Source organism: Roseateles sp. So40a (assembly GCF_048081605.1).
Taxonomy (GTDB): domain Bacteria; phylum Pseudomonadota; class Gammaproteobacteria; order Burkholderiales; family Burkholderiaceae_C; genus Roseateles.
Genome location: NZ_CP182288.1, coordinates 3,408,207 through 3,433,141, shown reverse-complemented (window position 1 = coordinate 3,433,141; position 24,935 = coordinate 3,408,207). Strand labels below are relative to the sequence as shown.

Annotated in this window: 26 protein-coding genes; 9 read left to right on the top strand and 17 right to left on the bottom strand. The window is 69.0% G+C overall.

Annotated elements, in window-relative coordinates; all coding sequences use genetic code 11:
- Positions 1-77: 77 nt before the first annotated feature.
- The 12 genes from ACNI65_RS15615 to flgB form a co-directional block, all read right to left on the bottom strand.
- Positions 78-1,223, bottom strand: a complete 1,146-nt coding sequence (locus ACNI65_RS15615; protein WP_416757817.1) for an EAL and HDOD domain-containing protein — start codon at positions 1,221-1,223, stop codon at positions 78-80.
- A 13-nt stretch (positions 1,224-1,236) separates the two neighbouring features.
- Positions 1,237-2,484 (bottom strand): flagellar hook-associated protein FlgL, encoded by a 1,248-nt coding sequence (gene flgL / locus ACNI65_RS15610; RefSeq protein ID WP_416757816.1) that lies wholly within the window; start codon positions 2,482-2,484, stop codon positions 1,237-1,239.
- 51 nt (positions 2,485-2,535) lie between these two features.
- Positions 2,536-4,512 carry a flagellar hook-associated protein FlgK gene (gene flgK, locus ACNI65_RS15605; protein ID WP_416757815.1) on the bottom strand — a complete coding sequence of 659 codons (1,977 nt, stop codon included), beginning with the start codon at positions 4,510-4,512 and terminating at the stop codon, positions 2,536-2,538.
- A gap of 42 nt (positions 4,513-4,554) precedes the next feature.
- The gene (gene flgJ, locus ACNI65_RS15600; RefSeq protein ID WP_416757814.1) at positions 4,555-5,442 is read right to left on the bottom strand and encodes a flagellar assembly peptidoglycan hydrolase FlgJ; all 888 of its coding nucleotides are present in this window, start codon (positions 5,440-5,442) and stop codon (positions 4,555-4,557) included.
- Between the two features lies 1 nt (position 5,443).
- Positions 5,444-6,589, bottom strand: coding sequence for a flagellar basal body P-ring protein FlgI (locus tag ACNI65_RS15595; protein ID WP_416757813.1), 1,146 nt, complete (start codon positions 6,587-6,589; stop codon positions 5,444-5,446).
- A 46-nt stretch (positions 6,590-6,635) separates the two neighbouring features.
- Positions 6,636-7,340: a flagellar basal body L-ring protein FlgH gene (locus ACNI65_RS15590; protein WP_416757812.1), complete on the bottom strand. Its 705-nt coding sequence runs from the start codon at positions 7,338-7,340 to the stop codon at positions 6,636-6,638.
- 13 nt (positions 7,341-7,353) lie between these two features.
- A complete protein-coding gene (gene flgG, locus ACNI65_RS15585; RefSeq protein ID WP_416757811.1) occupies positions 7,354-8,136 on the bottom strand; it encodes a flagellar basal-body rod protein FlgG in 783 nt (260 codons plus the stop codon).
- Between the two features lie 60 nt (positions 8,137-8,196).
- Positions 8,197-8,925 carry a flagellar basal-body rod protein FlgF gene (gene flgF, locus ACNI65_RS15580; RefSeq protein ID WP_416757810.1) on the bottom strand — a complete coding sequence of 243 codons (729 nt, stop codon included), beginning with the start codon at positions 8,923-8,925 and terminating at the stop codon, positions 8,197-8,199.
- Between the two features lie 40 nt (positions 8,926-8,965).
- Positions 8,966-10,369, bottom strand: a complete 1,404-nt coding sequence (gene flgE, locus ACNI65_RS15575; protein WP_416757809.1) for a flagellar hook protein FlgE — start codon at positions 10,367-10,369, stop codon at positions 8,966-8,968.
- A gap of 74 nt (positions 10,370-10,443) precedes the next feature.
- On the bottom strand, positions 10,444-11,094 hold the full coding sequence (locus tag ACNI65_RS15570; RefSeq protein WP_416757808.1) for a flagellar hook assembly protein FlgD: 651 nt from the start codon (positions 11,092-11,094) through the stop codon (positions 10,444-10,446).
- Positions 11,095-11,132: 38 nt separating this feature from the next.
- The gene (flgC, locus tag ACNI65_RS15565; protein ID WP_416757807.1) at positions 11,133-11,549 is read right to left on the bottom strand and encodes a flagellar basal body rod protein FlgC; all 417 of its coding nucleotides are present in this window, start codon (positions 11,547-11,549) and stop codon (positions 11,133-11,135) included.
- A 35-nt stretch (positions 11,550-11,584) separates the two neighbouring features.
- Positions 11,585-11,974 (bottom strand): flagellar basal body rod protein FlgB, encoded by a 390-nt coding sequence (flgB, locus tag ACNI65_RS15560; RefSeq protein WP_416757806.1) that lies wholly within the window; start codon positions 11,972-11,974, stop codon positions 11,585-11,587.
- Between the two features lie 163 nt (positions 11,975-12,137).
- Between flgB and flgA the strand changes: the two genes are divergently transcribed.
- The 3 genes from flgA (at position 12,138) to ACNI65_RS15545 (ending at position 13,890) form a co-directional block, all read left to right on the top strand.
- A complete protein-coding gene (gene flgA / locus ACNI65_RS15555; RefSeq protein ID WP_416757805.1) occupies positions 12,138-12,980 on the top strand; it encodes a flagellar basal body P-ring formation chaperone FlgA in 843 nt (280 codons plus the stop codon).
- A 147-nt stretch (positions 12,981-13,127) separates the two neighbouring features.
- Positions 13,128-13,451 (top strand): flagellar biosynthesis anti-sigma factor FlgM, encoded by a 324-nt coding sequence (gene flgM / locus ACNI65_RS15550; RefSeq protein ID WP_416757804.1) that lies wholly within the window; start codon positions 13,128-13,130, stop codon positions 13,449-13,451.
- 49 nt (positions 13,452-13,500) lie between these two features.
- Positions 13,501-13,890: a hypothetical protein gene (locus ACNI65_RS15545; protein ID WP_416757803.1), complete on the top strand. Its 390-nt coding sequence runs from the start codon at positions 13,501-13,503 to the stop codon at positions 13,888-13,890.
- A gap of 82 nt (positions 13,891-13,972) precedes the next feature.
- On the opposite strand, the gene ACNI65_RS15540 is transcribed toward ACNI65_RS15545, so the two are convergent.
- The 3 genes from ACNI65_RS15540 to ACNI65_RS15530 are packed head-to-tail and all read right to left on the bottom strand — an operon-like array spanning position 13,973 to position 17,071.
- The gene (locus tag ACNI65_RS15540; RefSeq protein WP_416757801.1) at positions 13,973-14,413 is read right to left on the bottom strand and encodes a DUF1841 family protein; all 441 of its coding nucleotides are present in this window, start codon (positions 14,411-14,413) and stop codon (positions 13,973-13,975) included.
- Between the two features lie 25 nt (positions 14,414-14,438).
- Positions 14,439-16,451 carry a glutathione-regulated potassium-efflux system protein KefC gene (gene kefC / locus ACNI65_RS15535; RefSeq protein ID WP_416757800.1) on the bottom strand — a complete coding sequence of 671 codons (2,013 nt, stop codon included), beginning with the start codon at positions 16,449-16,451 and terminating at the stop codon, positions 14,439-14,441.
- On the bottom strand, positions 16,451-17,071 hold the full coding sequence (locus ACNI65_RS15530) for an NAD(P)H-dependent oxidoreductase (protein ID WP_416757798.1): 621 nt from the start codon (positions 17,069-17,071) through the stop codon (positions 16,451-16,453). The genes kefC and ACNI65_RS15530 overlap by 1 nt, the downstream gene beginning before the upstream one ends.
- A 61-nt stretch (positions 17,072-17,132) precedes the next feature.
- Between ACNI65_RS15530 and ACNI65_RS15525 the strand changes: the two genes are divergently transcribed.
- The 3 genes from ACNI65_RS15525 to ACNI65_RS15515 all read left to right on the top strand — a co-directional run bounded on the left by ACNI65_RS15525 (position 17,133) and on the right by ACNI65_RS15515 (position 19,391).
- Entirely contained in the window at positions 17,133-17,786 is a 654-nt protein-coding gene (locus ACNI65_RS15525; protein ID WP_416757797.1) for a ParA family protein, read from the top strand.
- 66 nt (positions 17,787-17,852) lie between these two features.
- Positions 17,853-18,305, top strand: a complete 453-nt coding sequence (locus tag ACNI65_RS15520) for a MaoC family dehydratase (protein ID WP_416757796.1) — start codon at positions 17,853-17,855, stop codon at positions 18,303-18,305.
- Between the two features lie 342 nt (positions 18,306-18,647).
- On the top strand, positions 18,648-19,391 hold the full coding sequence (locus ACNI65_RS15515) for a response regulator (protein ID WP_416757795.1): 744 nt from the start codon (positions 18,648-18,650) through the stop codon (positions 19,389-19,391).
- Positions 19,392-19,401: 10 nt separating this feature from the next.
- Here the strand turns inward: ACNI65_RS15515 and ACNI65_RS15510 are convergent, their stop codons facing one another.
- Positions 19,402-20,169, bottom strand: a complete 768-nt coding sequence (locus ACNI65_RS15510; protein ID WP_416757793.1) for a PP2C family protein-serine/threonine phosphatase — start codon at positions 20,167-20,169, stop codon at positions 19,402-19,404.
- A gap of 52 nt (positions 20,170-20,221) precedes the next feature.
- On the opposite strand from ACNI65_RS15510, the gene ACNI65_RS15505 reads away from it, so the two are divergent.
- Positions 20,222-20,473, top strand: coding sequence for a YdcH family protein (locus ACNI65_RS15505; protein WP_416757791.1), 252 nt, complete (start codon positions 20,222-20,224; stop codon positions 20,471-20,473).
- A gap of 184 nt (positions 20,474-20,657) precedes the next feature.
- The gene (locus ACNI65_RS15500; protein ID WP_416763636.1) at positions 20,658-22,634 is read left to right on the top strand and encodes an ATP-dependent DNA helicase; all 1,977 of its coding nucleotides are present in this window, start codon (positions 20,658-20,660) and stop codon (positions 22,632-22,634) included.
- A gap of 142 nt (positions 22,635-22,776) precedes the next feature.
- Here the strand turns inward: ACNI65_RS15500 and ACNI65_RS15495 are convergent, their stop codons facing one another.
- Positions 22,777-23,559, bottom strand: coding sequence for an outer membrane protein assembly factor BamD (locus tag ACNI65_RS15495; protein WP_416763635.1), 783 nt, complete (start codon positions 23,557-23,559; stop codon positions 22,777-22,779).
- A 142-nt stretch (positions 23,560-23,701) separates the two neighbouring features.
- On the opposite strand from ACNI65_RS15495, the gene ACNI65_RS15490 reads away from it, so the two are divergent.
- On the top strand, positions 23,702-24,751 hold the full coding sequence (locus ACNI65_RS15490; RefSeq protein WP_416757790.1) for an RluA family pseudouridine synthase: 1,050 nt from the start codon (positions 23,702-23,704) through the stop codon (positions 24,749-24,751).
- Positions 24,752-24,935 lie beyond the last annotated feature (184 nt).

Below are 24,935 nucleotides of genomic sequence, written 5' to 3'. Positions count from 1 at the left end.
TATGCCCGCCAACGACAACGGCTCCCGAAGGAGCCGTTGTCATGGTGTCGTGTCCGAAGAGGCCGCGGCCCCGGGGATCACTCGAGCTGGGCGGCCTTGCTCAGCGCGCGCAGCACGGCGTGGTTGACCTCGTCGGCGCCCAGCATCAGCGTGTCCAGCGCATCGCGGATGTCCAGCATCGATTCGTTCTCGATCGCCTGCACCAGTTGCAGGTAGCCGTGGTACGGCCCGGTCTTGTCGACCAGCGCCTGACGCACGCGCTCCGGCACCGGGATCGATTGCAGCAGCTTGTCGAAGGGCTGCTTGAGCATGTGGTCCAGCAGCGAGAACAGGCCGCAGATGAACATCTCGTCCCGGACTTCCGAATCCGACATGCCCTTGGCCAGCTCTTCCATCACCAGCCCGCGGCGCAGCGCCCCGAACATCACCGGACGCATCGCGTGGTCCTTGCTGGCCGTGGCCAGCAGCAGCGCCAGCCAGCGGCGCAGGCGCGCGTAACCCAGCAGCATGATCGCGTGGCGGAAGGACGACACCTCGACCGACAGACCGAACGCCGCCGAGTTCATGTAACGCAGCAGCTTGAACGCCAGGCTCGGATCGCGCTTGAGCGTCTGCTCCAGGCGCTCGACGTCCTCGCCCTGGTCCACGCGCGACATCAGCTCGACGATCACCTGCAGGTCCGCCTGCGCGTCGTTGCGGGTGGCCGGGGCCGCCGGGGCCTCGAACTCGCCGTGCACCGTCCAGCCCAGCACGCCGTGCGCGCCGGCGTCCAGCGCCTGCTTGAAGTCCGCGGCGCTGCGCGCGCCCGAGACCAGCACCGACTTGCCCGCCGGCAGCGGGCCGCTGCTCAGGTCCTGCAGGTCCAGCACGACCTGCTTGAAACCGGCCGCGTCCGAACGTCCCTTGAGCAGCGCGCCGCGCGATTGCGCCTGCGCCGCCAGGTCCGCGTCCGACAGCAGGAAGGCCGGCACCTCGATCTTCATGTGGCCCGGCAGCTGCGCCGCCAGCAGGCCCTTGAGCAGGCCCTCGTGCGCCACGTTCAGCAGCACCGGCTTGGCCGGGAAGGCTTCCGACAGCGCCGCCAGCAGCTCGCCCGCGTCGGGCGTGACTTCGGGGCGAAGCGCGAACACCGTGACGCGGGTGGCCTCGATGTCGAGGGACTTGGAAACCAGGGGCGCGTACCCCAGGGCCACTTGGCCCAGCACGGCGTGTGTCGAGTTCATGCAGATCGGCGCATCAGGAGTTGATGTACTGGAACAGCGACATGCGCTGCACCATCGAATAGGTCTTCAGCGCTGCATCGTAGCCCGTCTGCTGGTTCTGGAAGTCGGAAATGCCCTGGGTCATGTCCAGGTCCTCTGCGGCAGATTGCTCAGCCTGGTTGTAAACCTTCAGCGTCTGCAGCCGGGATTCCGCGCCGTCGAGGTTGTTCATCTGCTCGCCGACCTGGCTGCGCACGTTGGTCAGGTTGCCCATGACGGCGTCCAGGTCGCGCAGGTTCACCAGGTTGGCCTGGGTGATCTCGGGCGCCGTGCGGCCGGTGGTCTTGAGCGACTCGATCGTGCGGTCCAGCACCTCGAAGACCTTCAGGTCGGCCGTGGACGGCTTCACCGAGAAGCTGTCGCCGTCCGAGGGGCTGCCGGCGATGGTCATCGCCATGCCGTCGAACTTGACCGTGCTGCCGCCGGTGTAGTTGTCGCTGGCCACGGGCACATGGCCCTGGCTCTCGTTGAACACGGTGTAGGTCTGCGACGGCGCCGTGCCGCTGATGACCACGCTGTAGCTGTCGCCGGTGATCAGCGAGGGATCGGTGACGCGGCCCGAGTCGATGTAGCCGGTGGAGGAACGGCCGGTCAGCACGTTGGCCGCCGGGCCGGTCTCGAAGGTGCCGTTGCCGCTGCGCGCCTGCTCCCAGGCGGCGCGGCCGTCCACGCTCAGCGGGTAGTTCTCGATGTTGCCCGTGGAGACATTGCCCGAGATGCCCTCGAAGCCGACGCCGCCGCCGGTGCGGTTGCCCGCGGCGTCGCGCTGCACGGGGTTGTCCAGGAAGGGCGTGCCCGAGGTGCCCTGGCCGGAGAACAGGTAGCCGCCCGCGCCGTCGCTGCGGTTGGCGATGGACAGCAGCTGGTCGCGCAGGCCCTGGATCTTGTTGGCCAGGCCCTGGCGCTCGGGGTCGCTGTAGCTGGCGTTGCCGGCGGAGACCATGGCCTCGCGGATCTGCTGCATCAGCTCGTTGGCGTCGCCCAGCGCGCTCTCGGCGAGCGTCATGCTGTTGCGGCTGGCGTCCAGCGCGCGCTGGCTCGCGTCGACCTGGCCGATCGAGGTGCGGGCGCGCTCGGCGCGGGCCGCGGCGGTGGGATCGTCGCTGGCCTTCTCGACGCGCTTGCCGCTGGTCAGGCGCTGTTGCGCGTCCTGCATCTCCTGCTGGCGCTTCTGCAGCGTGGAGATGCTGGAGTCGAACATGTTGGCGGTGGAGAGTCGCATGGGGTGGTCCCTCGGAAATCGGGTCAGCGGGTCAGCAGGTCAGCGGCCGCGTCATTTGCTGACGATGCTCAGCAATTGGTCGAACAGGCTCTGCGCGGTCTGCAGCACCTTGGCGGCGGCCTGGTAGCCCTGCTGGAACTGCATCAGCCGCGCGGCTTCCTCGTCCAGGTTGACGCCGGCCTGGCTGGAGCGCGAGGTCTCGGCGTCGGAGGCCACCGAGGTGGACACCTGCGCCAGGTAGTCCGCGCCCTGCACGCGCGAACCGATGTCGGCCATCGCCGCGGCGTAGGCCTCGTTGACGGTCTGGCCGCGCGACAAGGTGCCGTCCACCTGCAGCTGCTTGCCCAGGAAGGGCTCCTTCTGCATGGCCAGGAAGGCCTTGGCGTTGCCGTTGTTGGTCGAGACCACCTGGTCGGACACCTGCAGCGCGATCTTGTCGCCCTGGCGCGGCACGCCGTTCAGGCGCAGCTCGAAGCCCAGGTCCACGCCGCCCGCCGGATCGTTGCCGATCTGGCCACCGGCCTTCCAGATGCCGCTGACCTGCGTGTTGTCCGACAGCGTGATCGTGTAGTTGATGCTGTTGTCGGCGTTGACGGTGCCGAACTCGACGGTCGCGGGCTGCTTGCTCTTGTCGAACTTGTCGTTGATCGCGTACAGCGAGTCGACGGTGGCGGTGCCCTTGTTGTTGACGTCGGTCGTGCCGATGATCGGCGAGGCTGCGGCCAGGCCCGCCGGATCGTCCAGCGCGCGCTTGAAGCTGCCCGCGGCATTGGCCACGGGCTCCAGCAGGAAGCTGTCGCCCTGCTGCATCGTGCCGCTCGTGGACAGGCTGATGCCGTAGGCCTTCTTGATCTGGTCGTTGCTCATGATCGTGGGCGTGCCGCCGGGGCGCACCGCGATCTGGTAGCTGTCGGGCGTGCCCGTCGGATCGGGCGTGACCGTGAACGACAGCGCCGGTACCAGCGACCCGTCGGTGACGGTGGCGCTGAGCTTGGCGTCGCCGCGGTTGGTCACCGCCGGCAGCACCGAGGGCTGCGAGATCGTGAACAGCGGACCGCCGGCCTGCGCCTTGAGGTCCACGCCCAGGCTCTGCTGCTCGTTGACGCGCGTGGCGATGGCCGTGGCCATCTGGCCGAGCAGGTTGCGCGCGTCCTGCAGGTGGGTGTTCTGGTAGCGCAGCATCGCGGTCAGCGAGCCGCCGGTCAGCGTGCTGTCGTCCAGCGCGCGGGTGCCGCTGGTGTCGCTGATGGACAGCTGCGCGCGCGCGCCGTCATACGGATCAGGCGTGACCGAGAGCTGCTGCGCCTGGCCGCCGAGCACCAGCACCTGGCCGCCGCCGATGAACACGCCCATCGTGCCGTCGCGGCTGTTCTCGACGGTGCTGACCTGCACGTACTGGCTGAGCTGCGAGATCAGCTGATCGCGCTTGTCCAGCAGGTCGTTGGGCGTGTGGCTGCTGCCGGCGGAGCGGGCGATCTGGTCGTTGGCCGCGGCGATCTGCTTGGCGAGCTCGTTGACCTGCTTGACGTCGGCGTTCATGTCGCTGACGACGCCGGACTGCAGGTCGGCGAGCTGCTGGCCCGCGCTCTGGAAGCGCGACGCGAGCGCCTGCGCCTTGCCCAGCACCACCTGGCGGGCGGACGGGTCGGAGGGGCGGCTCGCCACGTCGACGAGCGCGTTCAGGAAGTCGTTGGCGGACTGGCCCAGGCCGTCCTCGCCGGTGGGGAAGAGCTTCTCCAGCTGCGCGAGCTGGGACTGCATCGTGGTGTCGGCGAAGGCCTGCGACTTGGCCGCGGCGGCCTCGCGGGTGAGGAACTCGTTGTGCGAGCGCGTCACCGTCTGCACGTTGACGCCCTTGCCGAAATAACCGGCGCCGGTGAACTGGCCCTCGGGCGTGGTCAGCACCACCTCCTGGCGCGAGTAGCCCGGGGTGTTGGCGTTGGCGATGTTCTGGCCGATGGTCTGCAGCGCCGCCTGATTGGCGAACATGGCGCGCATGCCCAGCGACAGCAACGGAGAGGTGCTCATGGCGTGGTCCTCAAACCTTCGGGTGCGTGCTCAGGCGCGCGATCACGCCAGCGCGCGCTGCACGCGCATCGTGGTGTTGATCGTGCGCGCGAGCTTGGTCGCGTACTCGGGGTCGGTGGCGTAACCGGCCTTCTGCAGGCCCTTGGCGAAGCCCTCGGCGCTGCCGGTGTTGGCCTTGGCGACGACGTCGCGGTAACGGTCGTTGTTGCCGATCAGCTTGGCGTAGTCCTTGAAGGCCTCTTCATAGCTGCCGTAGGCGCGGAACTTGGCCGTGACCTTGGTGGCCTTGCCGTCGACGTACTCGGTGGTCTGCACCTCGGCGACCTTGCCGGTCCAGTTGGCGCCGGCCTTGATGCCGAAGACGTTGAAGCTGCTCGAGCCGTCCTTGTTCAGGATCTCGCGCTTGCCCCAGCCGGACTCGTGCGCGGCCTGCGCGATCATGAAGCTCGCCGGGATGCCGGTGGACGCCTGCGCGGACTTGGCCGCCGCGTCGTGCTTGAGGATGAAGTCCTGCACGTGCGGCTGCACGTTCTTCACCGCCAGCTGCGGCAGCTGCTGGATCTTGGTGGCGTCCTTGGCGCTCGGGAGCTCGCCGTCCTTGACGCCGAGCTGGCGCTGCAGGTGGCGCTCGATGGCCTGCGACAGGCCGCCGGGCAGGCCGGTCATCTTCGCGGCGTACTGCTGGTCGAGCATGTCGGACCCCATCTGGGTGGCCGAGTTCTCCATCATCCCGCTGCTCATCGTGGCCTGGCGCATGCTCTTCATCACTTCCTGCATGAAGAGGGCCTCGAACTGGCGCGCGGTCTCCTTGACCGCGGCCTTGGGGTCGCGCGAGGCGGTGGACTTGAGCTGCTCGACGGAACGGGTGTCCGAGGAGAGGCCATTGACGCCCATGCCGAGCGAGGTGCTGAGGGGGGTGGAGAGGGCCATGTCAGATCACCTCGATCTCGGCCTGGAGCGCGCCGGCCGTCTTCATCGCCTGGAGGATCGCCAGCAGGTCCTGCGGCGTGGCGCCCAGCGAGTTCAGCGCCTTGACGACGTCATTGAGCCGCGCGCCCGCGGGCAGCTGGATCAGCGAGCCCGGGTCCTGCTTGATGGAGATGTCGGTCTTCTGCGTGACCGTGGTCTGGCCGCCCGACAGCGCGTTGGGCTGGCTGACCTGCGGCGTGCTGGAGATCGTCACCGCCAGGTTGCCGTGCGCGACCGCGCAGGGCTGCAGCGTGACGGCCTGGTTCATGACCACCGAGCCGGTGCGGGCGTTGATGACGACGCGCGCGGACGGGATCTCCTGGTCGAAGCTCAGGTTCTCCATGTCGGCCAGGAAGGCGACGCGGGCATCGGGCGCCAGCGGCGCGCGGACCTTGACCACGCGGCCGTCCAGCGCCATCGCCGTGCCTTCGCCCTTGGATTTGTTGATCGCCTTGGCCACGGCGCGCGCCATGCCGAAGTCCGACGCGTTCAGGTCCAGCTGCAGCCATTCGTTCTGCTGCAGCGGCGTGGGCACGCTGCGCTCGACCAGCGCGCCGCCCGGGATGCGGCCGGCGCTCAGGTGGTTGATCTGGACCTTGGAGCCGCCCGCGGACGCGCCGGCGCCGCCGACCACCAGGTTGCCCTGGGCGATCGCGTAGACCTGGCCGTCGGCACCGCGCAGCGGGGTGGCGATCAGCGTGCCGCCGCGCAGGCTCTTGGCATTGCCCATCGACGACACGACGATGTCCAGCGGCTGGCCGGGCTGCGCGAACGGGGGGAGCTGGGTGGTGATCATCACCGCCGCGACGTTGCGCGGCTGCATGGTCACGCCGGGCGGCAGCAGCACGCCGAACTGCTGGAGCATGGCGGTCATGCTCTGGCCGGTGAACGGGGCTTGCGTGGTCTGGTCGCCGGTGCCGTCCAGGCCCACGACCAGGCCGTAACCGGTCAGCGGGTTGGACCGCACGCCCTGCACCGCGGCGACTTCCTTGATGCGCGTCGCCTCGGCCGGCGTCGCGATCGCGAGCAGGGCCATCAGCGCGAGCAGGCCGGAGGCCAGCAGGCGAGGGGAACGGGAGAAGAAGCGGGGGAGGGTGTTGGGGTACATCTCGGTCACACGGTTGGCAGACTCGTGTGACCGATTGTGGGGAAACTTAAATGGGCGAAAGGTTCAAGAAGAAGCGGGATAGCCAGCCAATTCCATGGGCGTCCGCCACGGCCCCACGGCCGCGCTGCTCGACCCGCACGTTGGCGATCGAGGTGGAGGCGACGATGTTCCCCTGGCGGATCGACTGCGGGTCGACCTGGCCGTAGAAGCGCAGCACGTCCACGTTGGCGTTCACGCCGACCTGCTTCTCGCCCGAGATCAGCAGGTGGCCGTTGGGCAGCACCCCGGTGACCACGGCGGTGATCGTGCCGGAGAAGTCGTTGGTGTTCTCGTTGGTGCCCTTGCCGGTGCTCTTGCTGGACGAGGATCCGCCCACGTCGGCCCGGCCGGCGCCGAAGGAATTCGCGGCGATGCCCGGGATGGCGGTCACGCCCGCGGCGAGCGCGCCGGACTTGTCTAGTTCGCTGTTCGACTTCTGCGTGGCGCTGACGCGTTCGGTGATCGTCACGGTGACGATGTCGCCGACCAGGCGCGCGCGATGGTCCTCGAACAGCGGCCGGTAATTGGCGTTCTGGTAGATCGCGCCGTTGTTGGCCGCGGCCGGGATGGGCTCGGGCATCTTGACGACCGGCGCGGGCTGCATGTCCACGCGCGGTTGCGGGTACATCGTCGAGCAGGCGGTGAGGGCGAGCGTGGCGGCAGCGGCGGCGGCGGTCAGGCTCAGGCGGATCAGGGCGGGGAGGGACGGCATGGGGACTCCTCAATCAGAGCTGCGACAGCTTCTGCAGCATCTGGTCGGTGGTCGTGATCGCCTTGGAGTTCATCTCGTAGGCGCGCTGGGTCTGGATCATCTGCACGAGTTCCTCGACGACGTTCACGTTGGACGTCTCGACGAAACCCTGCTGCACCGTGCCCAGGCTGTTCTGGCCGGGGGCGCCGGTCTGCGGCGTGCCCGAGGCGACCGTCTCGGCGTACAGGTTGCCGCCCAGCGATTCCAGGCCCGGGGGGTTGATGAAGTTCGCCAGCTGCAGCTGGCCCAGCGTCGTGGGCGTGGCGCTGGCGGCGGTGGTGACGCTCACCGTGCCGTCGGCGCCGATGGTCAGGGACTTGGCGTCGGCCGGCACGATGATGCCGGGCAGCACCGTGTTGCCGTTGTTCGTCACGACCTGGCCGTTGGCGTCCAGCTGGAAGCTGCCGTCACGGGTGTAGGCAGTCGTGCCGTCGGGCATCTGGATCTGGAAGAAGCCGTTGCCCTTGACCGCGACGTCCAGGTAGTTGGACGTCTGCGTCAGGCTGCCCTGCGAGTGGCTGCGCGAGGTGGCCACGGCGCGCGCGCCCAGGCCGACCTGCATGCCGGTGGGCAGCGTGGTCTGCTCGGTGTTGTTGGCACCGGGCTGGCGCAGCGTCTGGTACATCAGGTCCTCGAAGACCGCGTGGGACTTCTTGTAGCCGTTGGTCGAGACGTTGGCGAGGTTGTGCGAGATCACGTCCAGCTGGGTCTGCTGGGCTTCCATGCCGGTCTTGGCGGTCCAGAGCGAACGAAGCATCTTGGTCTCCTGAATCCTGGGCTAAAGCGGTTCCGTACTGCGAACTTCTGTCGCGCGGGATCAGCTGTCGGACAGCAGCTTGGACGCTGCCTGGCCGTGGGTCTGGGCGATCGACAGCATCTTCATCTGCTGCTCGAACTGGCGGGCGGCGGCGATCATGCCGACCATGGTCTCGACCGGGCTCACGTTGGAGCCCTCGAGCGCGCCCGACTGCAGCCGGGCATTGGGATCGGCGGGCAGCGGGTCGCCGCCGTCGGCGATGAACAGGCCGTCATCGCGCCGGGTGAAGCGGCCTTCCTCGGTGACGAGCTTGATGCGGCCGATGTTCACCGGGCGCTGGCCGTCGGCCTTGGCCACGACGGTGCCGTCGTCGCCGATGGAGATCGTCGAGTTGGGCGGCACGGTGATCGCGCCGCCGTCGCCCAGCACCTGCAGGCCGTTGCGCATGCGCAGCACGCCGTCCTGGTCGACGTCCATCGAGCCGGCACGAGTGTAGGCCTCGGTGCCGTCCAGCGCCTGCACGGCCATCCAGGACTTGCCCTTCATCGCGACGTCCAGGTTGCGGTCGGTCGTGGTGATCGGGCCGGCGGACAGGTCGTGGCCGGTGGTCGTCTCCAGCGCGAAGGCGCGCGTGGTGGCGCCGTCGCCGCGGATGGGCACCGCGCGGAACGCCTGCAGCTCGGCCCGGAAGCCGTTGCTGTTGGCGTTGGCGAGGTTGTTGGAGAGCACGTCCTGGCGCGACATCGCCGCCTGGGCGCCGCTCATCGACAGGTAGATCATGCGGTCCATCGGAACTCCTCAGCGATCGGCAGTCAGGTCCGCGCCGGAATCAGCGCAGGTTGACCAGGGTCTGCAGGACCTGATCTTGCGTCTTGATCGTCTGCGCATTCGCTTGATAAACACGCTGCGCGGTGACCATATTCACCAGTTCGGAGGTCAGGTCGACGTTGGATTCCTCCAGCGCGCCCGGCGTCAGCGAGCCCAGGTTGCCGTCGCCGGGCACGCCCACGACCGGCGCGCCCGAGGCGTTCGTGCGCGACCACAGGTTGCCGCCCAGCGGCTGCAGGCCCTGCGGGTTGCGGAAGGTGGCCAGTTCGACCTGGCCGGCCGGCTTGGATTCACCGTTCGAGTAGCGGGCGGTGACGATGCCGTTGTCCTCGATCTTGATGCCCACCAGCTGGCCCGGGGCGTAACCGTCCTGGGTCAGGTCGGTGACGGCGAAGTTGGAGCCGTTCTCGGTGGCCGAGCGCAGGTCCAGCGAGATGCCCTGCACCGACGGATCGGACGGGTCGGCCGGGGGCGCCGGGATCGGCAGGGTCGGCGCGCCCTGCGAGTTCACGCCCGCGGGGATCTTGAGGTTCAGGAACTCGCTGGGGCCGGGCGAGACGGGCTTGCCGCCGGTGGGCAGGAAGGTCATCTGCGTGAACGGGGTCAGCGGGTTGCCGTTGGGCTGGCCGTTGTCGGTCTCGATGGGGTTGCCCTGCGAGTCGAACTGCACCGCCGAGCCGTTGGCCGTCAGGTAGACGTTCCAGACGGTGTTGCCGTTGGCGTCGTCGTTGTTGGCGCGCTGGTAGTACATGGTCAGCGCGATGGGCTGGCCCTTGGTGTCGTACACCGTCATCGACGTGGCGTTGTTGTACGTCGTCGGGTCGTTCAGCGTCAGGCCGGTCTTGTCGATCTTGGCCGAGTTCGGGTCGGCCGGATCGGTCAGGTCATAGGCGGCGGTCGGGCCGGCGCGGGAGTCCAGGTTGAACTCCATCTTGATGTTGCCGGTGGTCTTGGGGTCGATGCCGCCGGTGGGCAGCTTCAGCGCCTGCGCCAGACCGGGCTGGATCACGCCGTTGGCGTCGGCGGGATAGCCCTGGAGCTTGAGCTGGTCGTTGTTGACGATGTTGCCGTCCTTGTCGATCTTGAACTGACCGTTGCGGGTGTACATCGTCGGGTTCTTGCCGTCGCTGACCTGGAAGAAACCGTTGCCGTTGACGGCCAGGTCCATCGGGTTCTCGGTGACGGTGATGTTGCCCTGCGTGAACTGCTGGGCCACCGTCTGGATCTGCACGCCGATGCCGATGTCGTTGGTGCCCGCGCCGTTGAGCGCCGAGGCGTACATGTCGGCGAACTCCGCCCGCGACGACTTCGCGCCGTAGGTCTGGGAATTGGCGATGTTGTTGCCGATCACCTCCAGGTTCTTGCTGGAAGCGTTCAGTCCGGAGAGGCCTTGTTGGAAGCTCATGAGGATGTCCTTGGGCGGTTCAGCCGCGGGTCGATCGAGGTCGGTCGGTGTTCAGGCGGGGAAGGGTGCCGGGATCAGCCCAGCGCGCGGACCTTGTCGTAGTCGACGAGGCCCGAATTCTTGAGTTCGAGCTGCAGCGTGCCGCCCGTGGTGCTGACGGAGCGCACGGTGTCGCGCATCAGCGTGGTCGAGGTGACCGGGTTGGAGGACTTGGTCGCCGTGACGCGGAAGGTCAGGTTGGCGGTCTCGGAGGCCTTGGAGGCGTCCCAGGTGTAGCTCTGGCTGCCGGCCTTCATCGTGCCGAGGTCCTGCGTGGAGATCACCGCGCCGGCGCCGTTGAGCACTTCCAGCTTGACGCTGTCGGCGGCGCCGGACAGGTCGAAGTTCATCGTGGCCTTGCCGTCGGCGACGGCGACCTTGTTGCCGGGCACGGTGACCTCGCGGCCCACCAGGCTGACGCTCTGCAGCGCCTGCATCTGCTCGAACTGGCCCGACAGGCTCTGGATGCTGTTGTTCAGCGTGCCCACGCCGGTCACCGTCTGGATCTGCGCGAGCTGGGTCGTGACCTGCGCGTTGTCCATCGGGTTCATCGGGTCCTGGTTCTGCATCTGCGCCACGAGCAGCTTCAGGAAGCGGTCCTGCGTGTCCGCCGCGCCGCTGCTCTGGGCGGCGGTGGTGGGCGTCTTGTTCGTGCTCGAGTTGACGTTGAGGGTCGTGTAGTCCATGACGGGCCTTCCGGGAAGTTCTTAGCGCGGCACGGGCCTCAGCCCTGGCCCATCTGCAGGGTCTTGAGCAGCAGCGACTTGGCGGTGCCCATGACCTCGAGGTTGTTCTGGTACGAGCGCGAGGCGGAGATCATGTTGACCATCTCCTCGACGCTGTTGACGTTGCTGTAGGTGACGTAGCCGTCGGCGTCGGCCAGCTGGTGGCTGGGGTCGTGCACGCGGCGGCCGGGGGTCTGGTTCTCCTGCACGCCCACGACCTGCACGCCGACGTCGGTCTGGTCGGTGCCGTTCTGGGCCAGGATGCTCTGGAAGACGACCTGGCGCGCCTTGTAGGCCTGACCGTCCGGACCGGCGACAGTGTCGGCGTTGGCCATGTTGCTGGCCACCGCGTTCAGGCGCTGGCTCTGCGCGCTGACCGCGCTGCCGCTGATATGGAAGATGTTGAACATCGACATGATGGGTTCCTGTTCGTTATGCGTTCAGGTCACGATCAGGCCGAGTTCGGCGACTTCATCGCGTCCATCATGGTGCGGATGCTGCCGTTCAGGAACCGCAGCGAGGCCTCGTACTTGACGGTGTTGTCGGCGAAGCTGGCGCGCTCGCGGTCCATGTCGACCGTGTTGCTGTCCATGCTGGTCATGCTGCTCAGGCTGCTCTGCAGCGCGTTCTGCGTGCGCTGGGTCAGCGTCATGTTGGAGTCGGCCGTGTTGCTGGCCGGAGAGGTGGCCTCGCGCAGCGCCTTGGCGAAGTCCATGTCCTTGGACTGGTAGCCCGGGGTGTCGGCGTTGGCGATGTTGCTGGCGAGCAGGCGCTGACGCTCCGCCCGCAGGGTCAGCGCCTGGGCCTGGAAATTCATCGCGTCGGTCAGTCGGTTCAGCATGTCGGCTCCTTCGGACGGTTGGGGCGGGGCGTCGGACGCCGGCCCGGTTTGTCACGTTCGGGCATTGTGGGCAGCCGGTCCGAAAACATGAGCGCGATAAGACGGGTGATCCGGGCGCATTTCCAAGCCATCGGCGCCGCCTGGATCCGTACAGTTCCGTCCCATGCCGCAAGACTGCCCCTCGTCCCATGCCCGCACCTCGCAGGCGCTGCCCGCCCTGCTGGCGGGCGCGCTGCTGGGCGTGTGGGTGATGTTCGGATGGGCGGAGGATGTCGGCGCGCAGACGCTGCAGCAAGCGCCCGCGCCCAAGGTGCAGGTGACCGCGCCCGTGCTTGCGGCTACGAATAGCGAACAAGGTGGTTCCGGCCTCGGCGCGCTGGACGCGACGCTGGAAGACCGGCTGCAGACGCTGGCGATGGCCGGCGCGCGGCAGGTGGCACCGAACCAGGCTCGGGTCGAGGTGGAACTGGGCCGGCTGGACCCGCGCCTGCGCCTGGCGCCGTGCGCGCAGATCCAGCCCTACCTGCCGCCGGGCAGCAAGATGTGGGGGCGCACCCGGCTGGGGCTGCGCTGCCTGGCGGGCGTCACCAAGTGGAACGTGACGCTGCCGCTGACGATCAAGGTGTACGGACAGGCCTACGTCGCCGCCGCGGACCTGCCGGCGGGCACGGCGCTGACTCAAGAACATCTGCGTCTGGCCGAAGTTGATATTGCCGGCGAGGCCGGTGCCATCTATACACAAGCGGACGGCTGGATGGGGCGTCACCTGGTCCGGCCGGTCGCGGCCGGCGAGGCGCTGCGCTCCGCCGACCTGAAATTGCGCCAATGGGTGCAGCCGGGCGACCGGGTGCAGGTCCTGGCCACCGGCGACGGTTACGCGGTCGCCGGCGAGGGGCAGGCGATGGGCGTCGGGCTGGAAGGCCAGGATGTCCGTGTACGTTTCGACAATGGCCGCATGGTCACTGGGCGTACGATCGGAGAACGACGGGTGGAGGTGGTACTGTGACGACCTTCACCGCGGGGAAGACGGCTGCCGGGCAAACCGGGAGATCTGTCTATTTTGTGAACGACACCCCTCAAGTTCCGCCCAGCCGGGTCGATAAACCCGGTATTGGAAGGGGTCCGGAAGTCCTCGGGCCCATGGAGAAAAGCCATGAAGATCGGTAACAACGACCTGAACGCCTACTCGAAGGTAGGCGGCACCACCGCCGGGACGCCCGACGCCGGTGCGGCCAAGGCCGGCAAGGCCGGCGCCGCCGCATCGTCGAACGAGAGCTCCAAGGTGGAGCTGTCCAACGCCGCGAGCAGCCTGATCACGGGCGCGAGCGCGGACGACGGCAGCTTCGACGCGGAGAAGGTCGCGCGCATCGCCAGCGCGATCGAGAAGGGCGAGTTCAAGATCAATGCCGACGCGATCGCCGACAAGCTGATCGCCAACGCGACGGAAATGCTGGGCCGCACCCAGCAAGCGCACTGAACCGCTGGTCCGGACGCGCCCACGACCTCACCGCCGAGCTGAAGCGATCATGACCGCCACGCCTCTGACCACGACTCCTGTCGACCTGGAACAACCGCTCCAGGACGTCGAAAGCTGCCTGAACCTGCTGGGCGACGCGCTGCACCGGCGCGATTCGCAGGCGATCGAGCTGCACGCGGCGTCGCTGCACGCGGCGCTGGCCCGGGCGATCGAGCAGTTCAGCGCCGCCGCCCGCACCGGCACGGTGCCCGCGGGTCTGCGCACCCGGCTGATGCAGGCGGGTGGCCGCGTGGCCGCCCAGCGCGAATCGCTGGCCCGGGCGACCGCGGCGCTGGACCGCGCCATCGACGTGCTGATGCCCGGCGAGCCCAGCGGCCTGTACGGCGCTTCCGGCAAGAACGAACGCAAGTCCGCCCTGGGCGGCTCGATCCAGGCCTGAAGCTCAGCGCCCGGACGAACAAAGGCCACGCGATGCGTGGCCTTTTGCATTGTGGAAGCCGCTCAGACGGCGTCCGACGGCTTCAGACCGCGATCCGCGTCGCCTTGCGGCGCAGACAGTCCAGGTAGGCGTGGCCGTCGGGCGGCAGGCCGCTGCGCTGCGAGCTCCAGATCATCTCGCCCAGGCATTCCATCGCCTCGTGGTGCGCCTCGTGCAGCGACTGCCGGCGCGCGGCCAGCAGGTCCAGCGCCTGGCGCACGCCGGTGGGCTGGTCGATCTGGTGCTGCTCGATCAGGCTCAGGTGCATCGACAGGTGCAGGAACGGGTTGGTGCGGCCGTCCTCCACCGTGTAGACCGCCGCCAGCGCGGCGTCCTCGTCGGCGAGTTCCTCGTGGTACTCCGGATGCTGCTCGATCCAGTCCGAGGCGATCGCCTCCATCGGCGTCAGCGGCAGCTTGTCGCGGTGCTTGCGGTAGGTCTGGCAGAAGAAACGCCGGACCTCGAGTTGGGAAGGGGCAAACATAAGTCCGCGATTGTCGCCGCTCTTCTCAAGCCTTGTCGGGCTGGGGAAACTCGGGCGATCCGCCGGCCGCCGCGCCGGGGGAGGGCGCCGAGCCCGGAGCCGACCCAGGGGCTTGGTGCGGCTCCTGCCACGGATTGCGACCGCGGCCCTCGGCCAGCGCCTTGCGTTCCGCCGCGAGGCGCTCCTCCAGCTGCTCCCGGCCGCGCTTGGACATCGCGATCAGGGTGTCCAGATCGCCCCGGTGCGGGCGCATGGCCTCGGTCTGCTCGACCGTGTGCCGGCGGAAGCGCCACGCCATCTGCCGCGCCGCGTGCGGCTCCCAGCCCAGCTGCTGCAGCACGCTGCGCGCGCTCATCAGCGCCGAGTCCAGCGTCTCCCGATCGATGAGCTCCACGCCCAGCTCGCGCAGCGCGTAGTAATGCTGGACGTTGCGCGCCCGGGCCACGATGGTCAGGTGCGGGAAGTGCTGCCGCGCGATCTCGGCGATCTTCACGCTGTGATTGAAATCGTCCACCGCCAGCACCAGCACCCGCGCGTTCTGCGCGCCAGCGGTACGCAGCAGCTCCAGCCGCGTCGCATCGCCCCAGAACACCCGCCAGCCGAATCGCCGCAGCGATTCCACGGTGTCCGCGTCGTGGTCCAGCACCGTGGCCGAGATGCCGTTGGCGAACAGCAGCCGCCCCACGATCTGCCCATAGCGCCCGAAGCCCGCGATGATCACCGAGGACTCCTGCTGTTCCTTGAGCTCATGCGGGGACTTGCGCTCCACCTGCCCGGCGCGGCGCTGCGCCCAGGCCAGCAGCGCGGGCGTCAGCGCCAGCGACAGCGCGACCGCCGCCACCAGCACCGAGCGCTGCGAGGCGTCCAGCAGCGTGGCCTGCTCGGCGAGCTGGAACACGACGAAGCCGAACTCGCCGCCCTGCGCCAGCAGGATCACGAACACCGCGCGTTCCGGCTTGGGCAGGCCCATCGCCCGGCCCAGCACCGCCAGCACCAGGCCCTTGCACAGCCACAGCGCCGCCAGCAGCCCCAGCACCGCCAGCGGCTTCTGCCACAGCACGGTCAGGTCCAGGCCCATGCCCACGGCGATGAAGAACATCCCCAGCAGCAGGCCCTTGAACGGCTCCAGGTCGGCCTCCAGCGCGCGGCGGTACTCGCTCTCGGCGAGCAGCACGCCGGCGGCGAAGGCGCCCAGCGCCATCGACAGCCCGGCCTTCTGCATCAGCATCGCCGCGGCCAGCACCAGCAGCAGCGACGCCGCGGTGAAGATCTCCGGCGTGCCGCTGCGCGCGATCCAGCGCAGCAAGGGCCGCAGCAGCAGCCGCCCGCCCAGCACGATCAGCACCAGCGCGCCCAGCGCCAGCCAGATCTTGCCGCCCGAGTGCCCGGCCGCCGGCCGCCCCTGGCTGGCCAGGAGGGGCACCAGCGCCAATACGGGGATGGCGGCGATGTCCTGCAGCAGCGCCACGCTGATGACGCTCTGGCCGGCGCGGGTGTTGCCGAGATTCTTCTCGCTGAGGGTGGCCAGCGCCACGGCCGTCGACGACATCGCCAGCCCCAGCGCGGCGATCACCGCGGCGTGCCAGTCGGCGTCCAGGAAGAACGACGGGATCAGCAGCAGCGCCGCGCAGCCCAGCATCTGCGCCGAGCCCCAGCCGAAGATCGGCCGGCGCATCGCCCACAGCCGCTTGGGTTCGAGTTCCAGGCCGACCAGGAACATCATCAGCACGACGCCGAACTCGCCGACTTCCAGCACCGTCGCGGGCTGGCTGATCAGCCCCAGCACCTGCGGCCCGAGCAGCACGCCCGCGACCAGGTAGCCGAGGATGGAGCCGAGCTTGAGCCCGCGCGCCAGCGGCACCGCGAGCACCGCCGCGGTCAGCAGCACGAGCGGCGTGAGCAGCCAGTTGCCGTGCGCGGCCTCGGCCGCCTGTGCGCCGTGCACGGCGGCCTCGGTGGCCGTCACCGCGACGGAGGCCGCCGCGGACGCCGCCTGCAGCGCGGCGGATGCCGCCTCGAGGGGAATCGCGGCCGCCATCAGACCGGCGCTCCTTCCTCGCGGACCGGGCGCTCGTCGTCGGGGACCGCCTCCTGGGCGGGCTCGGGCTGGCGCTCGCACCATTCGGGCAGCACGCGCAGGCCCTCGACGAAGGCCTGGGCGTGGGCCTGGACCTGCTCGGCCGTGGCCTTCTGCGCGCCATGCAGGATCAGCGGCGGCAGGAAGCGCATGCCGCACAGCGCGGCGGTCTGCGCGTAGGGCAGCAGGAAGTCGCCCACCGGATGCCGGTTGTAGCCCTCGGCGCTGTAGGAATGGGCGCTGCCGCCGGTGGAGCTCACCAGCCACAGGTCCTTGCCGTGCAGCGCGTGGCCCTCCTGGCCGTAGGCGAAGCCCACGCTGAGCACCTCGTCCACCCACAGCTTCATCAGCGCGGGCATGCCGTACCAGTGCATCGGGTGCAGCCAGACCAGCATTTCCGCGTCGCGCAGCGCGTCCTGCTCCGCGGCGGTGTCGATCGCGTAATCGGGGTAGAGCGCGTAGAGATCGCGCACGCGCACGTTGGGCAGGCCCTGCGCGGCCGACAGCATCGCCCGCGTGACGCGGGAATGCTGCAGGTCCGGATGCGCGGACAGGAGGAGGATGGAAACGGGAGCGCTCATGGCGGCGGATTTTGCGGTATCGCATAACATCCCGCGCACCTCATCGAGGAGAGGAGAGGCCATGCCGGTGATCCTGGTCGCCAACCCCAAGGGCGGGGTCGGCAAGAGCACGCTCGCGAGCAACATCGCGGGTTTCCTGGCCCATCGCGGCCACGCGACGCTGCTGGGCGACATCGACCGGCAGCAGTCCTCCGCGAAATGGCTGGCCCAGCGGCCGGCGGCGCTGCCCGCGATCCGCGGCTGGGAACTGGCCTCCGCCGAGCAGCTGCGCAGCCCCAAGGGCGTGTCGCACGCGGTGCTGGACACGCCCGCCGGGCTGCATGGCAAGAAGCTCGCGAACGCGCTCAAGGTGGCTGACCGCGTGGTGGTGCCGCTGCAGCCCAGCCTCTTTGACATCCAGGCGACATACGACTTCGTGCGCGAGCTGCAAGATGCGGCCCGGGATCGCGGGAACCCCGGGCGTGCGCCGGACATCGGTCTCGTGGCGATGCGGGTGCGCGAGGGGACGCTGTCGCAGCAGCAGCTGCACCAGTTCATCGAGCAGCTCGGGCTGCCGCTGCTGGCCGAGCTGCGCGACACGCAGAACTACGTGCAGCTGGCCGCGCGCGGGCTGACGCTCTGGGACATCGCCCCGGGCCGCGTGACCCGCGACCTGGAACAGTGGTCGCGCTTGTGCGCCTGGCTGGAGGGGCCCGGCAAGGACGGCAAGGACTGACTTGCCCCTTGGTCCGGGATCCGGACTCCGCCGGCGCTGAACCTTTCAGGACGACAGGAGATCGGGATGCGGATGTTCGAGAAGCTGGAAGACCTGGGCCCGCTGGTGGGCCAGGAGATCGGGGTGTCCGGGTGGATCGCGGTGGATCAGCCGCGGATCCAGGCCTTCGCCGACGCGACCGAGGACCAGCAATGGATCCACACCGATCCGGCCCGGGCCGCCGAAGGCCCGTTCGGCGCCACCATCGCGCACGGCTTCCTGACGCTGAGCCTGCTGCCGCGTTTCTACGAGACCGCGTTCCGCGTGCGCGAGGTCCGCATGGGCATCAATTACGGGCTGGACCGCGTGCGTTTCCCCGCGCCGGTGCCGGTGGACAGCCACTTGCGCGGCCGTTTCGTGCTCAAGCGGCTGGAGCCGGTGGAGGGCGGGGTGCAGATGATGGTCGAGGTGACCGTCGAGCGCGAGGCGGGCGGCAAGCCGGTCTGCATCGCCGAGTCGCTCACCCGGCAATACCGCTGACCGCCGGTCCCGCTGACCGGTCGCGTACGGTGTTTGCCCCTGTGCGATTGACGCCACGCGAGCTTGGGCGCTGATCGCGCGGCGGTGGCATTTCCATCATTTCCGATGCCGGATTTCGCCGTCGTCACACTCGGTGGACAGCGCTCACAGCGAGATACCAGATTGGGCGAATACAGAAATCTTTGTTTGCCAATAGAACTTTCTACTGGTAGCGATGCCACCGTAAGGGGGAGTGCCTGCCCGAAAGGGCGCGCCTATGATCGCGCCCTAGTTCAAAAGTCATTCGGGACGGCCGGCCGGGAAGCCAGTCGCCGCAGTCCGACCATCCAAGGAGACACGCCCGTGAGGGTTCTGCTGATCGACGATCACCCGCTGATCCTGGCCGCGCTCCAGACCGTCATTCAAGGTTTGGGCGACGACGTGCAGGTGCTGGGTGCCGACAGCGCGGCGCAGGCGCGCGACACGCTCAAGGTGCGTCAGGACTTCGACCTGGTGCTGCTGGATCTGAACCTGGGCGATGCCAGCGGGTTCGATGTGCTGGAGGAGTTCCGGGCGCAGTACCCGTCGCTGCCGGTGGTGGTGATCTCCGCCTCGGACCGCGCCAGCGATGTGATCCGCGCGATCGACCAGGGCGCGATGGGATTCATCCCGAAGCGCACCGGCAATGACGTGTTGGCGCAGGCGCTGAAGCTGGTGATGTCCGGGGGCATCTACGTGCCGCCGATGTCGCTGGGTTCGGATGCGACGCCGGAACCGGAGCCCGCGCTGATGACCGAGGGCGCCGCGCCGGTCAACGCCAAGCTGCACCAGGTGCAGGCGCTGGCAAGCCAGGCCGGTTACCAGACGACCGCCGGACTGGAAAGCCTGCAGCTGACGCCGCGTCAGACCGACGTGCTGGCGCTGCTGCTGCAGGGCAAGCCCAACAAGATCATCGCGCGCGAGCTGGGCGTGTCGGTGGAGACCATCAAGGACCACGTGGCCGCCGTGCTGAAGGCGCTGGGCGTCAGTTCGCGCACGCAGGCCGTGCTGGCCGTGGGGCAGATGGTGCAACGCCAGCCGAGCGCGGCGTTCAACACCTTCCGCTGATCTCGGCCGCTTACTCGAGCGGATCCAGCCGCACGATCGCCAGCGACAGGTTGTCGCCGGTGCCCTTGGCGCGTTGACGCGCCTTGTTGACCAGCAACTCGGCGCCGTCGCGCGGCGGCAGGCTGTGCAGCACCGTGCCGAGCTCCGCCGGGGTGAAGTAATGCCACAGGCCGTCGCTGCAGCACATCAGGCTGTCGCCGTGCTCCAGTCTTTCGATGAAGGACTCCACCGGCGTGGGTTCCTGCACCGTGCCCAGGCACGCGGTCAGCAGGTTGGACTGGGGATGGACGAGGGCTTCGTCCTCGGTGATCTGGCCCTCGTCGACCAGGCGCTGCACGTAGGACTGGTCCAGCGAGCGCGTCACCATGTTGGGGCCGCGGAACAGGTAGATGCGCGAGTCCCCGGTGTGGATCCAGAAGCAGCGGCGGTCGGCGGTCAGCAGGTAGGCCGCCAGCGTGCTGTGCGGCTCCTCCTCGGCGGAGATCGCCGTCAGGCGGATCATCAGATGCGCCTCGGAGACGATCTGGCGCAGCAGTTCGGCCTCGTCCTCCTCGCCGGGAACGAAGCGCTCGAAGAGCTGCTGGGCCGTCAGGATGACCTGGTCGGCCGCCTTGCGGCCACCGCTCTTGCCGCCCATGCCGTCGGCGACGATGCCCAGCACGCAGCCGCTCTGGCGCGGATGGGCGATGACCTGGACCTGGTCTTGCTGATACAGGCGATCGCCGCGATGGATGCCGGTGGCGGCGCTGAGGCGATAGCCTGGGGAATTGCGAGTCATCCCAAAACTATAATCGTCCGGCTGTGCCTCCCGGCCGGGTGGTTCCCCGTTTATGGATGAACAACTTCACTCTCCAGCCCGACGTCTGATCGAATTGCGCATCGCGCATGCCGAGCTGGATGGCCGCATCGACGCGCTGATGGCGGCATTGGGCTCGGGCGTCATTCCGATCGATCCCTCACCGCCGGTGGTCTTGCCGCCGGTGGATGAACTGACCCTGCGCCGGCTCAAGAAGCAACGCCTGGCCCTGCGCGACGAGATCGCGCGGCTGGAGCGGGCCAACGATCCCGATGAGCCTGCCTGATCCCCATTCCCCCGAGACCGATCCCCTCGCTGACCTCGGTGATCCCCCCGCCGACGCGCTCCAGGACCTGATGGCCGATGCGCCGTGGGCCGGGGCCCCGGCGCCGCGTCTGGAAGGCGGCGGCGCGGAATCCCCGTTGCCATCGGGCCTGGCGGCCTCGCGCTTGCGTTCGGCGGCGGAGGAAATGCGGCCCGGCGAACTCGAGGATGCGGTCGCGGCGGCGTTTGACACGGCGGGCCCCTTGTCCCGACGCGACCCCGGTTACGCGCCGCGCGGACCTCAGCAGCTGATGGCGCAGGCGGTGGCCCAGGCGATCGCCGGACGCAACACGCTGGTCGTCGAAGCGGGCACGGGCGTCGGGAAGACCTTCGCCTACCTGGTGCCGGCGTTGCTCAGCGGCGGCCGCACCCTGATCAGCACGGCGACCAAGAGCCTGCAGGATCAGCTCTTCATGCGCGACCTGCCGCGACTGCTGGACACGCTCGCGTTGCCGCTGCGTGCCGCGTTGCTGAAGGGGCGAGGGAGTTACCTCTGCTTGCACCGATTGGGGCAGGCGCGCCACAGTGCGGAGCTGCCTGATCGGCGAGCCGTGGCGCAGCTCGCGCGCATCGAGCGCTGGGCGCTGTCGACGCACACGGGCGACTTCTCCGAGATCGATGGCCTGGACGAGCGCTCGCCGGTGATTCCCATCGTCAGCTCGACCCGCGACAACTGCCTGGGCACCGATTGCCCGAGCTACCGCGAGTGCTACGTCGTGAAGGCCAGGCGCGAGGCGATGGAGGCGGACCTGGTGGTCGTCAACCATCACCTGTTCTTCGCCGACCTGGTGCTGCGCGACAGCGGCGTCGCGGAGCTGCTGCCCAGCGTGGAGATCGCGATCTTCGACGAGGCGCATCAGCTGCCCGAAGCGGGCTTGAACTTCCTGGGCCGGATGCTGGGCAGCGCGCAATTGTTCGACCTCGCGCGTGACCTGCTCGCGCAGGGGCTGGCGCATGCGCGCGGCCTGCAGGAGTGGCAGGAGATCGCCGGCGGCATCGAGCGCGCGGCGCGGACGCTGCGCCTGGCGTGCGCGGGCGGCCGCGAGTTGCGCGGGGTGCTCAAGCTGCGCTGGAGCGAATGCGCGGGGCAGGGCGACTTCGACGCGGCGCTGGGCCAGGTCGCGCAGGCGCTGGAGCTGGCCGTCGATGCCCTGGGTACTGTGATGGAGGTCGGCCCCGACCTAGCCCGGCTGCACGAGCGTGCGGTCGAGGTGTCCAGGACGGCGCAGTTGTTCGCGCGGGATCCCGATGCGGGCGCGGTGCGGTGGGTCGACGTCGGCACGCACCAGGTGCGGCTGATCGAGTCGCCGTTGGACATCCGCGAGGCGATGCAGGAGGCGCTGGCGAGCACGCCCAAGGCGTGGGTCTTCACCTCGGCGACGCTGGGAGAGGATGATGGGCTGAGCTGGTTCACCGAACCGGCCGGCCTTGGCGAGGCGCGCACGCTGCGCGTGGGCAGCCCGTTCGACTACGCGTCCCATGCGCGGCTGTACGTGCCGCGGCATTTCCCCAAGCCGTCGGAGCCGGACCACGGCGAATCGGTGGGCTGGCTGGGCGCGCGCCTGGCGGCCCGGCTGGGCGGGCGGACCTTCATCCTGACGACGACGCTGCGTCAGCTGCAGACGGTGGCGGACGTGTTGCGCCAGCGCTTCGAGGAAGGCGGGCACCGCATCGAGGTGCTGGTGCAGGGCTCGATGCCCAAGCGGCAGTTGCTGCAGCAGTTCATCGAGCAGCCGGCCTCGGTGCTGGTCGGGTCGGCGAGCTTCTGGGAGGGCATCGACGTGCCGGGCGACGCGCTGCAGTGCGTGCTGATCGACAAGCTGCCCTTCCCGCCGCCCAACGATCCGCTGGTGGAGGCGCGCGTGGCGCGGCTGGAGGCCGAGGGCCGCAACCCGTTCATGGAGTACTTCGTCGCCGAGGCCGCGATCGCGCTGAAGCAGGGGGCGGGGCGGCTGATCCGGACCGAATCCGACCGCGGGCTGCTGGTGGTGTGTGATCCGCGGCTGGCCGGCTCGCATTACGGCAAGCGCCTGCGCGAGGCCCTGCCGCCGATGACACAAGTGCCGGACGAGGCGACGGCGCAGGCGTGGCTCGCGGAGCTCAAGGCCTCCCACGAGACGTGAAAAAGCCCGCTGGTGCGGGCTTCTGCGTTGGCGAGGATATCTGACGGGCTGGAGCTTGCCAGACTAGGCGCGAGGGGGTGACGCATAGCAGCGCTATGCGAGCCCCTGAGCAACGACGTATGGCGAGTTCCAGGACGTCAGATCACCAGATCTTCCACCAGGCTTTGTCTTTGACCTTGGCCTTGCCGGTGGTGAGGTACGAGCTGTCCGGGAAGCTCGCCACCAGCACGCGCCGGGTGTCATCGCGCAGCTGGGTCATGCCGAGCTTGTCGTAGCTCTGCATCATCAGGAACAGCGCTTCCTCGAGCGCCGGGGCGTACTGGAACTCCATCAACGCGGCCTGGCCGCGGTTGGCCGCCGCCAGGTAGGCGCCGCGGTTGTAGTAGTAGCGCGCGACATGCACCTCATAAGCCGCGAGGCTGTTGGTGATGTAGTCGATGCGGATGCGGCCGTCCTCGGCGTACTTCGAGTCGGGGAACTGCTCCACCAGCTGCTTGAACGCCTGCATCGAGTCTCGCGCGGCCTGCTGGTCGCGCTCGGAGATGTCCTGGCTGGCGATGCGGCCGAACAGGCCGAGGTCGTCGTTGAAGTTGACCAGGCCCTTCATGTACAGCGCGTAGTCCAGCGCGGGGCTCGACGGATTGAGCTTGATGAAGCGGTCCAGCACCGTCACGGCCTGCACGCGCTCGCCGCTCTTGTAGTTGGCCCAGGCCAGATCGAGCTGCGCCTGCTGGCCCAGCGTCGTGCCGGCGGCGCGGCCCTCGATCTTCTCCAGCGACTTGATCGCCCGGTCGTACGAGCCGGAGAGCATGTCCTCCTTGGCCTCTGCGTACAATTTCTCCAGGTTGGCCTGGGAATTCGGGTCTTCCTTGGGGGCCGAGGAACAAGCCGCCAGCCCCAGCACGGCGGCCGTCGCGGCGGTCATCGCCACGCAGCGCCACGCGGCGCGCCAGGAGCCGGACATCTCAGCAGATTCCGCGGTCCGGCGGCGCAACACCCGAGTCTCGATCATGGTCCACAGGGCGCGCGCCACGGCGGCCCTCATCTGAAATTGGAGCGGCGATTATATGGTTCAGGTCGGTCACGACCCGGCGGCAGACGACCGGCTTTACCCGAGTGACGAGGCGGGCGGCCCGGAGGCCGCCGAGGACGCGCAGGATGTCGGTGCCGACGCACCCGAAAGGCGCGAGGCCGAAGCCGGTCCGCAGGAGCTCGCGCTGCGCGTGGACAAGTGGCTGGTGCAGCTCGCGCCGGAGTTCTCGCGCAACCACCTGCAGGGGCTGATCGAGCGGGGCTGCGTCTGGCTGGACGGTCAGCGCGTCGCGCAGGCCTCGCGCAAGCCGCGCCTGGGGCAGCGGCTGGTGGTCGACCTGGTGCCCACCGAGGAGGCGCTCGCCTTCCGGGCCGAGCCGCTCGCGCTGGACATCGTGTTCGAGGATGAACACTTGCTCGTCGTGAACAAGCCGGCCGGCCTGGTCGTGCATCCCGCGGCGGGCAACTGGTCCGGCACGCTGATGAACGGGCTGCTGGCGCACCACGCGCGCGCCGCGACGCTGCCGCGCGCGGGCATCGTGCACCGGCTCGACAAGGACACCTCGGGGCTGATGGTGGTGGGCAAGTCGCTGGCGGCGGTCACGGCGCTGGTGCGCATGATCGCCGCGCGGGAGGTCCATCGCGAATACCTGGCGCTGGCGCACGCCCGCACGCCTGATGACTGGACCGTCGACGCCCCGATCGGCCGCGATCCCCAGAACCGCACCCGGATGGCGGTGGTCGGGGGCGGCAAGCCGGCGCGCACCGATTTCTTCAAGCTGGCCGAGGGCGAATGGCGCGACCCGCGCGGGCTGGTCCGGACGGTCTCGGCGCTGCACTGCGTGCTGCATTCGGGGCGGACCCACCAGATCCGCGTCCACGCGGCGTCCCGCGGGCATCCGCTGATCTCCGACGCGCTGTACGGCGGCGCGCTGGCGCTGGACGTGCCGCGCCAGGCGCTGCACGCCGCGAGGCTGGGTTTCGCGCATCCGATCACCGGCGAGGCGCTGCGTTTCGAGGCGCCGCTGCCGTCTGAACTGGCGGCCGGATGGCAGGCTGCGGGTTTGCCCGATCCGGTGTTCTGAGAGCGGGTCTCGCCGTCGCGCTACAATGCCCGCTAATTTCTTGCGCGAGAACGTGCGCAAGACGGCGGCGGGGCGGCAGTCGACCCCGTCCGCAGCCCAGGCCGCGCACGATGCGGCCTCCGTCCCACCGGTCGGAACCGTCCGCTCAGCGGCGGCCGTCGGCGCGCAGCGCCCCACGCAAGCA